At 54.9% G+C, this 13,290-nt stretch carries 17 protein-coding genes; 5 read left to right on the top strand and 12 right to left on the bottom strand.

Annotated elements, in window-relative coordinates; translation table 11 throughout:
- Nucleotides 1-9: 9 nt before the first annotated feature.
- From phoQ to rluE, 7 genes are all read right to left on the bottom strand, one after another.
- The gene (phoQ, locus tag AB6V08_RS02985) at nt 10-1,473 is read right to left on the bottom strand and encodes a two-component system sensor histidine kinase PhoQ (protein ID WP_368541236.1); all 1,464 of its coding nucleotides are present in this window, start codon (nt 1,471-1,473) and stop codon (nt 10-12) included.
- Nucleotides 1,474-2,145 (bottom strand): two-component system response regulator PhoP, encoded by a 672-nt coding sequence (gene phoP / locus AB6V08_RS02980; protein WP_152084494.1) that lies wholly within the window; start codon nt 2,143-2,145, stop codon nt 1,474-1,476.
- A gap of 121 nt (nt 2,146-2,266) precedes the next feature.
- Nucleotides 2,267-3,637 carry an adenylosuccinate lyase gene (gene purB, locus AB6V08_RS02975; protein ID WP_368541235.1) on the bottom strand — a complete coding sequence of 457 codons (1,371 nt, stop codon included), beginning with the start codon at nt 3,635-3,637 and terminating at the stop codon, nt 2,267-2,269.
- Nucleotides 3,638-3,656: 19 nt separating this feature from the next.
- Nucleotides 3,657-4,286 carry a high frequency lysogenization protein HflD gene (gene hflD, locus AB6V08_RS02970; RefSeq protein ID WP_368541234.1) on the bottom strand — a complete coding sequence of 210 codons (630 nt, stop codon included), beginning with the start codon at nt 4,284-4,286 and terminating at the stop codon, nt 3,657-3,659.
- Nucleotides 4,287-4,313: 27 nt separating this feature from the next.
- Nucleotides 4,314-5,426, bottom strand: a complete 1,113-nt coding sequence (gene mnmA, locus AB6V08_RS02965) for a tRNA 2-thiouridine(34) synthase MnmA (protein WP_368541233.1) — start codon at nt 5,424-5,426, stop codon at nt 4,314-4,316.
- A 40-nt stretch (nt 5,427-5,466) separates the two neighbouring features.
- A complete protein-coding gene (locus tag AB6V08_RS02960; RefSeq protein ID WP_368541231.1) occupies nt 5,467-5,940 on the bottom strand; it encodes an NUDIX hydrolase in 474 nt (157 codons plus the stop codon).
- A 9-nt stretch (nt 5,941-5,949) separates the two neighbouring features.
- The gene (rluE, locus tag AB6V08_RS02955; protein ID WP_368541229.1) at nt 5,950-6,603 is read right to left on the bottom strand and encodes a 23S rRNA pseudouridine(2457) synthase RluE; all 654 of its coding nucleotides are present in this window, start codon (nt 6,601-6,603) and stop codon (nt 5,950-5,952) included.
- 117 nt (nt 6,604-6,720) lie between these two features.
- Here rluE and icd point away from each other — a divergent pair, with 117 nt between their 5' ends.
- Nucleotides 6,721-7,971 (top strand): NADP-dependent isocitrate dehydrogenase, encoded by a 1,251-nt coding sequence (icd, locus tag AB6V08_RS02950; RefSeq protein WP_368541227.1) that lies wholly within the window; start codon nt 6,721-6,723, stop codon nt 7,969-7,971.
- A gap of 139 nt (nt 7,972-8,110) precedes the next feature.
- Entirely contained in the window at nt 8,111-8,356 is a 246-nt protein-coding gene (locus AB6V08_RS02945; protein ID WP_368541226.1) for a YmjA family protein, read from the top strand.
- 2 nt (nt 8,357-8,358) lie between these two features.
- Here AB6V08_RS02945 and AB6V08_RS02940 read toward each other — a convergent pair whose 3' ends face one another.
- Nucleotides 8,359-9,897: an EAL domain-containing protein gene (locus AB6V08_RS02940; protein ID WP_368541225.1), complete on the bottom strand. Its 1,539-nt coding sequence runs from the start codon at nt 9,895-9,897 to the stop codon at nt 8,359-8,361.
- Between the two features lie 461 nt (nt 9,898-10,358).
- Here AB6V08_RS02940 and AB6V08_RS02935 point away from each other — a divergent pair, with 461 nt between their 5' ends.
- Nucleotides 10,359-10,607: a GlsB/YeaQ/YmgE family stress response membrane protein gene (locus tag AB6V08_RS02935; RefSeq protein ID WP_368541224.1), complete on the top strand. Its 249-nt coding sequence runs from the start codon at nt 10,359-10,361 to the stop codon at nt 10,605-10,607.
- 55 nt (nt 10,608-10,662) lie between these two features.
- Here AB6V08_RS02935 and yoaJ read toward each other — a convergent pair whose 3' ends face one another.
- From yoaJ to AB6V08_RS02920, 3 genes are read right to left on the bottom strand one after another with little or no spacing between them, the layout of a single operon-like run.
- Complete coding sequence (gene yoaJ / locus AB6V08_RS02930; RefSeq protein ID WP_072039564.1) at nt 10,663-10,737, bottom strand: protein YoaJ; 75 nt, start codon at nt 10,735-10,737, stop codon at nt 10,663-10,665.
- Nucleotides 10,738-10,836: a YoaK family small membrane protein gene (locus tag AB6V08_RS02925; RefSeq protein WP_014883431.1), complete on the bottom strand. Its 99-nt coding sequence runs from the start codon at nt 10,834-10,836 to the stop codon at nt 10,738-10,740.
- A 44-nt stretch (nt 10,837-10,880) separates the two neighbouring features.
- Nucleotides 10,881-11,909 (bottom strand): sensor domain-containing diguanylate cyclase, encoded by a 1,029-nt coding sequence (locus AB6V08_RS02920; RefSeq protein ID WP_368541364.1) that lies wholly within the window; start codon nt 11,907-11,909, stop codon nt 10,881-10,883.
- 304 nt (nt 11,910-12,213) lie between these two features.
- Between AB6V08_RS02920 and AB6V08_RS02915 the strand changes: the two genes are divergently transcribed.
- Both AB6V08_RS02915 and AB6V08_RS02910 read left to right on the top strand, forming a co-directional pair.
- Entirely contained in the window at nt 12,214-12,468 is a 255-nt protein-coding gene (locus tag AB6V08_RS02915) for a DUF333 domain-containing protein (RefSeq protein ID WP_368541223.1), read from the top strand.
- Nucleotides 12,469-12,541: 73 nt separating this feature from the next.
- Nucleotides 12,542-12,847, top strand: coding sequence for a hypothetical protein (locus AB6V08_RS02910; RefSeq protein WP_368541222.1), 306 nt, complete (start codon nt 12,542-12,544; stop codon nt 12,845-12,847).
- Here the strand turns inward: AB6V08_RS02910 and AB6V08_RS02905 are convergent.
- Nucleotides 12,840-13,193, bottom strand: coding sequence for a DUF488 domain-containing protein (locus AB6V08_RS02905; protein WP_368541221.1), 354 nt, complete (start codon nt 13,191-13,193; stop codon nt 12,840-12,842). The two genes, AB6V08_RS02910 and AB6V08_RS02905, sit on opposite strands and share 8 nt — an antisense overlap.
- Between the last annotated feature and the right edge of the window lie 97 nt (nt 13,194-13,290).

The raw sequence follows: 13,290 nt of genomic DNA, 5'->3' as shown, positions 1-13,290 counted from the left end.
CATAACGGATCAACTATCGTTCAATGTGGGCTGCTGACGGCCGAAAATCGCCTCCATTCGCGCGCCGCCGAGTAAACTCTCGCCGGTTTCAATCTTGCCGTCGTACTGATCGACAATTTCCAGCGCCACGGACAGACCCACGCCCTGGCCGGGCCTCAGCGTGTCGGCGCGCTGGCCGCGGTCGAACACCACATCGCGTTTGTTGCGCGGGATGCCGGGGCCATCATCTTCGACGATGATGTGCAGCTCGTTTTCCGTCAGGCGCGCGGAGACTTCCACGAACTCCAGACAGTATTTACAGGCGTTGTCGAGCAGGTTGCCCATCACTTCCATAAAGTCATTTTTCTCGCCGACAAAGCTGATTTCCGGCGAGATATCGAGGCTGATATTGACCCCTTTGCGCTGATAGACCTTGTTCAGCGCGGAGGTGAGGTTATCCAGCAGCGGCGCAACCGGGTGCAGTTCACGGCTGAGCAGCGCGCTGCCGGAACGCATACTGGCGCGATGCAGGTAATAGCCGATCTGCTGCGAGATGCGGCTGATTTGCTCCAGCATGACCGGCTCCGCGTCATCCACGCTGAGCTTCGAGCTGCGCATGGAGCGCAGGGTGCTTTGCATCACGGCGAGCGGCGTTTTCAGGCTGTGGGTCAGGTCGGTCAGGGTGGTGCGGTATTTATCGTAACGCTCGCGCTCGCTTTTCAGCAGGCGGTTGAGGTTTCGCACCAGGCTCGTCAGCTCGCGGGTGGTTTCCGGATTAAGCTTCTCGCGGTGATGCTCCTCCAGCTCGCGCACCTCTTTTGCCAGCGACTCGATAGGGCGCAGGCTCCACCAGGCGGCAATCCACAGCAGCGGGATCACCAGCAGCAGGTTGGCGGCAAGAACGTAAACGAACCAGCTCCAGACCATATAGGAGCTTTTTAGCTCAACGGGGATGGTGTCGATCACCACAATGGTGAGCTGCGGCATTCGCGTCGTCGCGGGGTAGAGGTTGATGGCGACGGAGTGCGTCATCTCCGTTTCGTTATCATCCTCGCGGATCTCGTTCAGCTTTTGCTGCAGGGGAAGATCGTTGCGGATCAATGCGCTGGAGTCGTTAAGGTCGGCCTCTATCTCATGGAACCCGTTGGTTTTCAGCCACTCCGGACGAATCCGTTTTACCAGCCAGGGCACGTCGCGCTGCGCCCAGAGCAGGCGGCCTTTCTCGTCGTAGATCATCGCCATTGTCGGGCTTTGCTGGTTGAGATTTTCAGGCATGTCGACGGTGATGTGGTTATCTTCCCACTTGGCCAGGGTGTAAAACAGGTTACTTTCGCCGCGCAGCAGGCGGAAGGTGGTTTTATCAAAACTGACGCTATAGCCGACCAGCGCGACCATACCGTAAGAGAGGGAAAGCACCAGCACGACGGCAGCCGTGGCCAGCAGAAAACGCACCCGCAGGGAGAGGGGCAAAATGTGACGCAGCAGGCTTTTCATTTAGCGTAATTCGAACAGGTAGCCCTGGCCGCGCACGGTGGTGATCACGTCCTGCGGATACTGTGCCTGAATTTTTTTACGCAAGCGTCCCATCAGGACGTCAATGGTGTGGCTCTCGCGCAGCTCGGCATCCGGATAAAGCTGGAGCATGAGCGAATCTTTGCTCACCACTTTGCCGCTGTTGCGGATCAGCGTTTCCATGATGGTGTATTCAAACGCGGTGAGTTTGATCACCTCGTCGTTGATGGAGAATTCACGGCGGGAGAGATCGACCTGGAAAGGCGGAATGGAGATAACCTGCGAAGCCAGCCCGCTGTTGCGGCGCAGCAGCGCCTGCATTCGCGCGGCGACTTCTTCGATATGGAACGGCTTGGTGACGTAGTCGTCGGCGCCCGCGCTGAGCACTTCGACTTTATCCTGCCAGCCTTCGCGAGCGGTTAACACCAGCACCGGGAGCGACACGTCGTGGCTGCGCCAGCGGCGGATCAGCGACAGACCGTCTTCGTCCGGCAGCCCTAAATCGACGATGGCGATGTCAGGCAGGTGCTCATTGAGATAATAATCGGCTTCTTTTGCATCTTCGGCATCGTCCACCTGATGACCCATCTCCTGAAGCTGTACTTTCAGGTGATGACGTAGCAATGCGTTATCCTCAACAACCAATACGCGCATCATCTTCTCTCCCAGAATTAATAATATGAATAGTTTAACGCCGATTATGTTGCTGTGGGGATAAACATTTATTAAACCGGGGAAAAGCAGCCCCCTTTCCGGGCGGAAAGGGGGGAGGGGATTACTTCAGCTCGTCAACCATGGTGATGGCGCGGCCAATGTAGTTCGCCGGGGTCATCGCTTTCAGACGCGTTTTTTCGTCTTCCGGCAGCTCAAGGCTATCGATGAACTGCTTCATGCCTTCGGCGTCAACGCGCTTACCGCGGGTCAGCTCTTTCAGCTTCTCGTATGGCTTTTCGATGCCGTAGCGGCGCATTACCGTCTGAATAGGCTCCGCCAGCACTTCCCAGTTGTGATCCAGCTCGTCCAGCAGACGGTCGCGGTTCACTTCCAGCTTGCTCACGCCTTTCAGGGTGGACTGGTAGGCGATCAGCGCGTAGCCGATACCCACGCCCAGGTTACGCAGCACGGTGGAGTCGGTCAGGTCACGCTGCCAGCGGGAAACCGGCAGTTTGCTCGCCATGTGCTGCAGCACGGCGTTCGCCAGGCCCAGGTTGCCTTCGGAGTTTTCGAAGTCAATCGGGTTCACTTTGTGCGGCATGGTAGAGGAGCCGATTTCGCCAGCGATGGTTTTCTGCTTGAAGTGGTTCAGCGCGATGTAGCCCCACACGTCGCGATCGAAGTCGATCAGAATGGTGTTAAAGCGGGCGATGCAGTCAAACAGCTCGGCGATGTAGTCGTGCGGCTCAATCTGGGTGGTGTACGGGTTCCACTGAATGCCCAGAGAGGTCACGAACTCTTCGCTGAACTGGTGCCAGTCCACTTCCGGGTAAGCGGCGATGTGGGCGTTGTAGTTACCGACCGCGCCGTTGATTTTACCCAGGATCTCCACCTGCTCCAGCTGGCGGAACTGGCGCTCCATGCGGTAGGCCACGTTCGCCATCTCTTTACCCATGGTCGACGGGGTCGCAGGCTGGCCGTGGGTACGGGAAAGCAGCGGGATATCGCGATATTCCACGGACAACGCTTTCACCGCATCAATGATTTTGCGCCAGTATGGCAGCACCACGTCTTTGCGCGCGGTAGAGAGCATCAGCGCGTGAGAGAGGTTGTTGATATCTTCGGACGTACAGGCGAAGTGAATGAATTCAGAGACCGCATGGAGAGCAGGCACGGCGGCCACTTTCTCTTTCAGGAAGTATTCGACTGCTTTCACATCGTGGTTGGTGGTGCGCTCGATGGTTTTAATACGCGCAGCATCTTCTTCGTTGAAGTCCGCAACGATTTTATCAAGGTAATCGTTTGCCTGGGCGTCAAAAGCAGGAACTTCCTTGATTGCTGCCTGAGTGGCCAGCTTTTGCAGCCAGCGCACTTCAACCTGTACACGAAACTTCAGCAGACCGTATTCGCTGAAGATCTCGCGCAGCGCGCTGACTTTATCGCCGTAGCGTCCGTCGACAGGGGATACGGCGGTCAGTGAGGATAATTCCATAATTCGCAACTCCGGGAGGTTAACAATGAGCAAGAATTTGTTTTGCCTGAGTCGTCAGGCGATTACGAGAAAACATTAACTGCAGGCGGCCACCGCCGACCTGATGCCACAGCACGGCGGCGCGAATGCCGGCCAGCAGCGAGGCGCGAACCTTCGCCTGAACCTGTGGACTTTGCAGCACGGCAGGGGAACCGGTCACCTGAATGCGCGGCCCCAGAGGGCTAATGACGTCAACGTAAATGCCCGCCATGGCGCTGAGCAGGGTTTCGGACTGCAGATCGAAGTGGTCAAGCTGGCGCTGCAAACCGGCGATGCGATCGCCCAGCGTATCCAGCGCGCCCTTCGCGCCGCTCAGCTTACGCTCCAGCACCATCAGGCTAAGTGTATAGCGGGTCAGCTCCGCGTTTAACCCCTGACGACTGCTGGCGTTGAGCACGCCGAGCAAGGTTTCAAGACCGAGGCGAAGATTGGTTTCACTGCCGCCAAAAACGCCCAGCGTCGAGCCGGGGTTAAGGTCGATAACGCTGTTCAGCGAAACGTGCAGGGCGTCAGCGTCGCAATGACCCTGATGCGCAAGCTGCTGCACCAGACGGGCTGACTGGCAAATTCCCGCCAGCGCCAGGGTGATGTCGTAATAATTCTTCGCCACACGTTCTCCTTTATGTGTGCAATCGTTTTAAACAGCAGGCAGCGGCAGGCGCTGTTCAATAATCCCGCCGCCGAGGCAAATTTCACCGTGGTAGAACACGGCAGACTGGCCCGGCGTAACGGCAGCAACGGGCTCGTCGAAACGCACGTCGATGCGCTCGTCGTCAATCGCGGTAATGGTGCAGGGGATATCGGTCTGGCGATAGCGCGTTTTCACGGTGCAGCGCAGCGTGCCTTTCACAGGCTCGCGGTCAACCCAGTGCAGCTGCTGGGCTATCAGGCCAACGGACATCAGACGCGGGTGGTCGTGACCCTGAGCGACAACCAGAATGTTGTTCTCAACGTCTTTGTCGACCACGTACCACGGATCTTCGCTGCCCTCTTTGGTGCCGCCGATCCCCAGGCCTTTACGCTGGCCGAGAGTGTGGTACATCAGCCCCTGGTGCTGGCCGATTTCATCGCCGTCAACGGTGACAATTTTGCCCGGCTGGGCAGGCAGGTAGCGACCGAGGAACTCGCGGAATTTGCGCTCGCCGATAAAGCAGATCCCGGTGGAGTCTTTTTTCTTAGCGGTGATGAGATCCAGATCTTCAGCGATTTTACGCACTTCCGGCTTTTCCAGCTCGCCGACCGGGAACAGGCTTTGGGCAATCTGTTCGTGGCTCAGGGTGTACAGGAAGTAGCTCTGATCTTTGTTGCTGTCCAGACCGCGCAGCAGCTGGCTTTTGCCGTTCACGTCTGCGCGACGCACGTAGTGGCCGGTCGCAATAAAATCTGCGCCCAGGTCTTCCGCGGCGAATTCAAGGAAAGCTTTAAATTTGATCTCTTTGTTGCACAGAATATCCGGGTTCGGCGTGCGTCCTGCTTTGTACTCTTCGAGGAAGAGTTCAAACACGTTGTCCCAGTATTCTGCGGCAAAGTTAACGGTGTGCAGTTCGATGCCGAGCTTATCGCACACGGCCTGCGCATCGGCGAGATCCGCAGCGGCAGTGCAGTATTCCTCGCCATCGTCTTCCTCCCAGTTCTTCATGAACAGGCCCTCCACCTTATAGCCCTGTTGCTGCAACAGGTAGGCGGAAACGGAGGAATCGACACCGCCGGACATGCCGACGATCACTTTTTTCTGGCTATTATCTGACATGGAATACTCACGACATTGAACTTCAAGGCGGCGTATTCTATCACGCGCCCCCACCATTGGCACCCTCTGTAAACGGCCAGTTAAATTCCGCGACGATCTCAAGCGGCAGGCGCTGCCCGGTCTGATAGCAGCGAATGCTTTCGGCAACCAGCGGCGAGCGCAGGTTTGGCGCGTTCAGGATCTCGTCGGCGCTGACCCACAGGCAGCGATCGATGTCGTCATCGTGTGGCTCGGTGGCGCACATTTCGCTAAGTTCGATGGCGAATAAGAAGCGCAGAAACGGCGTGCGGTCAGGGGCGATCCACTGGTGCAGACGAACAAAATGCTGCGGGTCGGCGCGGATCCCGGTCTCTTCATACAGCTCGCGGCGCGCGGCTTCTACCAGGGTTTCATCGGCTTCAAGATGCCCGGCAGGCTGGTTCCACAGCGCTTTACCGTTGATGGTCTCTTCCACGACCAGGAATTTACCCTGCGCGTGAACCACGCAGGCGACCGTCACATGAGGTTTAAACATGGGTTCTCCTTAAGGGGCGACGTCCCGCCATTCGCCGTTTGCCAGCGACTCCAGCGTGTAATCGCCCATTGCATAGCGAATCAGGCGCAGCGTCGGGTAGCCAATATGCGCCGTCATGCGACGCACCTGGCGGTTTCGGCCTTCATACAGGGTGATTTTAAGCCAGCTTGTGGGAATCGACTTGCGCTCGCGAATCGGCGGGTTGCGCGGCCACAGCCACTCCGGCTCGCTGACGCGCTCCACGCCCGCGGGCAGGGTGGGGCCATCGTTCAGGGTGACGCCCGTTCGCAGAAGGGCAAGCTTCTCGTCGTCCGGTTCACCTTCCACCTGCACGAAGTAAATTTTGCCGGTGCGTTTGCCGGGCTGGGTCAGACGCGCCTGGAGCACGCCGTCGTTGGTCAGCACCAGCAGGCCTTCGCTGTCCCTGTCCAGACGTCCCGCGGCGTACACGCCCTGTACAGGGATAAAATCTTTGAGGGTGCTGCGCCCGGCTTCGTCGGTAAACTGCGGCAAAACATCGTAGGGTTTATTAAACAAAATGACCCGCTTTGGCTGGCTTTCTTGCGGTCTTTTGGCGGCTTGTCGCGAGCTGAATCGCTCAACCCGGTGATTTCTAAAAGAAGTTTTCTTCATGGTGTTTTCAGACATTATTAATTGCCGCATTATAGCCTAATAACGAAGACCTTTCATGGAGCCGGACATTGAGGTACTATCGAAAGGCTCATTACAATTTATTAACATAAGATCAGTAACAACCAGAAGCGCTCGAAGGAGAGGTTAATGGAAAGCAAAGTAGTTGTTCCGGCGGAAGGTAAAAAGATCACCCTGCAAAACGGCAAGATTAACGTTCCTCACAACCCGATTATCCCGTTCATTGAAGGCGACGGTATCGGCGTAGACGTTACCCCGGCAATGCTTAAAGTGGTTGATGCCGCTGTTGAGAAAGCCTACAAGGGCGAGCGTAAAATTTCCTGGATGGAAATTTACACCGGTGAAAAATCAACTCAAGTTTATGGCCAGGACGTCTGGCTGCCAGCCGAAACGCTGGACCTGATCCGCGACTATCGCGTTGCTATTAAAGGCCCACTGACCACGCCAGTTGGCGGCGGTATCCGTTCCCTGAACGTTGCTCTGCGTCAGGAGCTGGATCTGTACGTGTGTCTGCGTCCGGTACGTTACTACCAGGGCACCCCAAGCCCGGTTAAACACCCTGAACTGACCGACATGGTTATCTTCCGCGAAAACTCCGAAGACATCTACGCGGGTATCGAGTGGAAAGCTGACTCCGCTGACGCAGAAAAAGTGATTAAATTCCTGCGCGAAGAGATGGGCGTGAAGAAAATTCGCTTCCCTGAACACTGCGGTATCGGCATCAAGCCATGTTCCGAAGAAGGGACCAAGCGTCTGGTGCGTGCGGCGATTGAATATGCTATCACCAACGATCGCGACTCTGTGACCCTGGTTCACAAAGGCAACATCATGAAGTTCACCGAAGGCGCGTTCAAAGACTGGGGCTACCAGCTGGCGACCGAAGAGTTCGGCGGTGAACTGATTGACGGCGGCCCGTGGCAGAAAATTAAGAACCCGAACACCGGCAAAGAAATCATCATCAAAGACGTGATCGCCGATGCGTTCCTGCAGCAGATCCTGCTGCGTCCGGCCGAGTACGACGTGATCGCCTGTATGAACCTGAACGGCGACTACATCTCTGATGCGCTGGCTGCACAGGTTGGCGGTATCGGTATCGCACCGGGTGCGAACATCGGTGACGAGTGTGCCCTGTTCGAAGCGACCCACGGTACTGCACCTAAGTACGCGGGCCAGGACAAAGTTAACCCGGGCTCTATCATCCTGTCCGCAGAGATGATGCTGCGCCACATGGAATGGTTCGAAGCCGCAGACCTGATCGTTAAAGGTATGGAAGGCGCGATCAACGCGAAAACCGTAACTTACGATTTCGAACGTCTGATGGACGGCGCTAAGCTGCTGAAATGTTCAGAGTTTGGCGACGCGATCATCGCGAACATGTAATCCACTCGCGGGATTAAACGACAACGGGAGCCGACAGGTTCCCGTTTTTTTTGTTTCTGGCATCTGTTTTCTGTCATACGTGAGCATTTCCCCTTAAGATGCGCAGTGAAAACCGACCAAAGGCAAGACGGAGCCAACCATGAACCACGATATCCCACTGAAATATTACGACATCGTCGATGAATACGCGTCGGAAACGGCCGAGCCGGTGAGCGAGCCGGAGCGTGACCCGCTGGCGTACTACTTCCAGCTGCTGCTTACCCGTTTATCCAACAACGAAGAAATCAGCGAAGAAGCGCAAAAAGAGATGGCAGACGAAGCAGGGATTAAGGCGCAGCGCATTGATGACGTCGCCAATTTCCTGAATCAATGGGGCAACGAGTAAGCTTATATGCCTTCGCCGGGACCTTTGCTCTTGCCGCCCGGCAATACCGCTGAGTCGTTTAGCATCGCTTCCAGCTCGCTGCGGCTCAGCGATTTTGAAAAGTACCAGCCCTGAATCAGCGAGTGGGGGTAGCGGGCGGAAATAAAGGCGTACTGCTCTTCATTTTCTACGCCCTCAAACACCAGCGTTTTATTCAGCTTCAGAAGCGCATCGCAGAAGATCACAAAGATCTCTTTTTTATAGCTCTCGCTAATACCGTCCACCAGCGACTTGTCGACTTTAATTTCATCGTAATCAAGGTTTGCCAGCCGCGCGACGTTGGAATTCTGTACGCCAAAATCGTCAATCGATATTTTCACGCCGATCGCTTTCAGCGCTTTGCAAAATTCCCCGAGCGTACCGTCGTGGGCAACGGCTTTTTCTGAAAGCTCAATTTTTATCAGCGATAGGGGAATGTTGTTAAGCAGGCACTCCCGGCGCAATATTTTGCTGAAGTTCCCGCCTTCGATTTCAACCCGCCCCACGTTTAACGAGACGATCAGCTGGTACTTAATGGCGAGGTCGGCGATTTCAGCGAGGGATTTTCTGATGATGTTCGTGTAGTGCCGTTCATAATAGCCAAACTTCTCAATTAAGGGGATGAACAGCTCGGGGGAAATATCCACGTAGCGCTGGTCATGCCAGCGTGAAAGCACCTCGACGCCCACGATTTTCCTGTCGGCAGGACGCACAATCGGCTGGTAGTGAACGCCAATCATGTCGGCCTTTACCGCTTTGATGAGGGTTTTTTCCAGTGAGAAGCGGTCTTCATAAAGCCGGAAGAAGAACAGCGACAGTGAGATCCAGATGAAATAGAACACCGCCGTCAACAGAATAAAGATGAACAGGGACAGGGAGGCCAGCCCGGCATCGTTGTGCTTAACCAGCACGCATAAATCCCACCGCGAGCTGCACTGGGTGATGGTCATCGTGAAAAGCGTTGAGCGCATCCAGCTTCGTTTTTCTGACTCCGGATTAACGGTGAAAAAGGTTCTGCCGAAGTCTTTAGTGGTTGAGCTTAATGCGTAGCTGGCGGTGACGGGAGTGAATTTGTCGTAGGCATAACGGGAGGTGAAGATAATTACGTTGTTAAGTATCGCCGCATTGCCGATAAAAAAATCTTTCTGGTGGAACTGGGCAAGGATAAAGCCGCTGGGGGTTTTGTGTAATTCGCCGGGAAGGGGAACGGGGTTGGCCATCCTTCCCCAGTCTGCGGTGCAGACGACTTTATCATCCTGAATAAAGCCGACATCGCCGAAATAGGGACTTTGCAGCTTTAGTCTTCGGTATTCATTGAGGCTGGCATCGTCACATCCCCGCGTGGTCACCCGCTTTAAGGCGCTCGCGACATTATGGGACAGGCCTTCAGAGTATTGCAGCAGCGTATTTGAAATCTCAAGCTGCTTATTTTTCTGCTGCTCGAGGATAATGGCGTTGACGGCATAAAAAGAGAGAAGAACCAGCAGCGTTGAAATGACAAATACGGCAATGTGCTTTCTCATTATCCTGCAACCCTTCAGCTCCCTGGTTTTCCAAATCTTAACACAGGGCGTTAAACTCACAAGACTGCTAAAAGCGGCACGTAGCGTTATTTATCCCTGAACGCCCTGAGGCCAAATATCGTCTAGCTAAGGTTTTTCTTATTCGCGAGCGGGGAATGGGAAGGGATGCCGGCAGGGCAAAAAAAAGCCCACTATAAAGTGGGCAAGAAATACTGGAAGCAATGTGAGCAATGTCGTACTGAATACCTGAGTGTTTTGCTCAACTATTCAGTGTTGAGAAAGATAATCTTTCTCAACAAAAGATGCAACCCCACGTTTAGTGTGGAACGCCATTTTTTTTCGGTTCAGAAAATACTCAATCGGACAGTGTGATGCCTATCACAAATTTCCTTTCTCAAATCCTGTGCTATCCTTTTCTGTGTCGTTGATTTAATGACAAAAACCATACGGAGAGGAAAGTTATGGGGATCATATCCTGGATTATCTTTGGGCTGATTGCGGGGATTCTGGCGAAGTGGATTATGCCAGGTAAAGATGGCGGTGGCTTTATCGTTACCGTAATCCTGGGGATCATTGGTGCGGTTGTCGGCGGCTGGATCAGCACCCTGTTCGGTTTCGGCAAAGTCGATGGCTTCAATTTCGGCAGCTTTGCCGTTGCGGTTATCGGCGCCCTGGTGGTTCTGTTTATCTACAGAAAAATCAAAAGCTAAACCTGATAAGCGTAAAAAAAAGGCTGCCTGACGGCGGCCTTTTTACGTTGGGTCATTACCACCAGCCAAGCTGCGATCCGGCAACGGCCACAACGGCAACAATCAACATAATGATGGTCGTTTTTCTCATTTATGCCCCCGGCGCAGCGTAACCGCCCACGAAAAACCATGCTAAAAATACCACTGCCGTTATAAAAATAACGACCGGGAAGAGGATTCCAATTCTCATGCCATCACCTGTCTCAATGTATTTCACGCCCTAAGTGTACGGACTTAATCTATGGTGAGAAAGCGCGTTTTGCTTTTTCCCTTTTTATCCTGATACATCGCCACATCCGCAGCGCGCAGCGCGCTGTCGGCGTCCGTGGTGGTTGGGTCAACTTCTACCACGCCCAGGCTGGCGCCAGGATAGAAAATACGCACATTGCCGAGCCAGTATTCACCGGCAATGATGGCGCCAATGCGGGTTTTAAGCAGGTTTATTTGCGCGTTTTCGCTCTCGTCCTCGCCCTTGCTCAGACAGGCAACCAGGAACTCATCGCCCCCCAGACGCCCGATAATGTCGTCCTGGCTCAGCTCGTGAGTCAGCCTTTTGCCCACTTCGATCAGGAATTCATCCCCCGCCTCGTGACCATACTGGTCGTTGATGAGCTTAAAGTCGTCCAGGTCGATAAAGGCGATGATGGCGTTGCGGTTGAGGTGCCGCGCCAGCGAAAACAGGGTGGTGAGGTTCTCAAAGATAGCCCGGCGGTTGGGCAAGCCGGTGAGGGCGTCCGTGTAGGAGTGGGCGATAAGCGCGGCGTTGGCCTCGCGAAGCTGCGCAAGCAGAGACTCTTTCTGGATGTACTGCGCAATCAGCCCGGCAAACAGCCTCAGCACCTGCTCGCCGCGCGGGCTAAGCTGCTTTTGCTGGGTGCTGGTGGCGCACAGCGTGCCGTAGAGCGAGCCGTCGGACAGATGGATCGGAATGCTCATATAGGTGGTGATGCCGAGCGCTTTCGCGGCGTCGCAGTCCGCCCAGCGTCCGGCCACGTCGTTGCTGAAAAACGTGTCGCTATCTATCGCGCGCTTGCACAGCGTATCGCCCCAGGGAACGATGAGCCCTTCTGGGATCTGCATTTGCTTGCTGTTGCGGGCGTAGAGGATGTGCTGCAATCGCGCATTGATATCGACTTTCGTCAGGTAGGTCGACTCCATGTCGGTCACGATTTCGAGCATTTCCAGGAGCTGACGAACCAGGCTTTCAAGGGATTGCTCAGTGGCGAGAGTTTCTGAAACTCGGGCAAGAATAATATCCGACATGACGTAGGTGGACTCCCATACAGAAGGCGTCGGCGTCTGCATGTTATGCTGAAATTTTCGGCTGCGGCCATAGTAAAACAGGAATATACAAAATTAAATATATTATGGAGGGCGGCGGGGGGCAAAAAAAAGCCCCGTTGTTGAGACCGGGGCAAAACATCTTGATTACGGAATGATGTTCTCTGGTCATATCGAGAACCCGCACACTATAAAACTGAAAAGTGCAGGTTTAATGGAGAAATCATGGAGAAAGCGCAGCCGGACGATTATTCTTAGGGCGAATAACCCTGAAAAAGGACAGAAAATGAAATACTTATTCCTGCTATTTGCACTGCCGCTCGCTGCCTGTTCTACCCCAAAACCCCCGGCGCCGGACGCGCCAAAGCCGCCGCACGTCGGCATGGCCAACCCGGCATCGGTGTACTGCCTGCAAAAAGGCGGCGAGCAAATTCCGGTGCAAAGCCCGCAGGGCGTGCGTACCGAGTGCAAATTACCGGGCGGTGAAGTGATTGATGAGTGGGATCTGTACCGTCGCGATCGTCCGCAACCCGCTAAGTGACAGCCGTACCCTGACTGCTATATACTTCTCTTTAGGAATATTCTTAACCCCCAATATCCACCGCGAGAGAAGTATGTTTCAGCTAAAACCGGGCAGCCTGGCCATTATTATTGGCGCTCGTACGACGGCGGGTCGTCGCAATATCGGTAAATCAGTCGAACTGTTTGGCCTTTGCCAGCCAGGGTTACGCTTTGTGAACCCGGTTAATGGCGTCATGACGCAACTCCCGACCACGGCAGACCGCGCCCTTTGGCTGGTCACCGGCGATGTCTATGCCTTTGACAATCAGCACGGCTTCGCTTTTGTTCGCCCTGAACATCTGATGCCGCTGCAGCCTGACGACGCCCCGCAGATGCTGGACGAGCTGGCGCTTAGCTAGTTTTCAGATGGCGCAGCCAGTCGGCTAACACCCGCGCGTGATTCTGCTGCGTATCCTTTGCGCCGTAGAGCAGGGTGACGGTCTGTGTTTTTGCCAGCGCGGCAAGACGCTGGCCCTCATCCAGATGCTGCGCAAGCTCCTCGCGGTACGCCTCGCTGAACGCGGCAAAATCGAGGGTTTCGCCGTGAAAGGCTTTGCGAAGCGCGCTCGACGGCGTGAGCGCTTTGCACCACTCATCGTAGGCGAGATCGGTTTTTTTAATGCCGCGCGGCCAAAGCTTATCGACCAGCACCCGATAGCCGTCGTCAGAGCTTGCCTGCTCGTAAACGCGTTTGCACTGAATCATGATTGCTCTCCGTGATGTATCGTCCTGGACACTATAGCACCCGCGCCTGCCCAGCCAATTTTAAGGTATTGTGATACCAGTAAAAGATCGGTAACCT

Origin of the sequence: Enterobacter soli, from assembly GCF_964208575.1 — a bacterium.
GTDB lineage: Bacteria > Pseudomonadota > Gammaproteobacteria > Enterobacterales > Enterobacteriaceae > Enterobacter > Enterobacter soli_A.
Note: the sequence above shows the minus strand (reverse complement) of the source record. Positions and strands in the feature narration are given on the sequence as shown.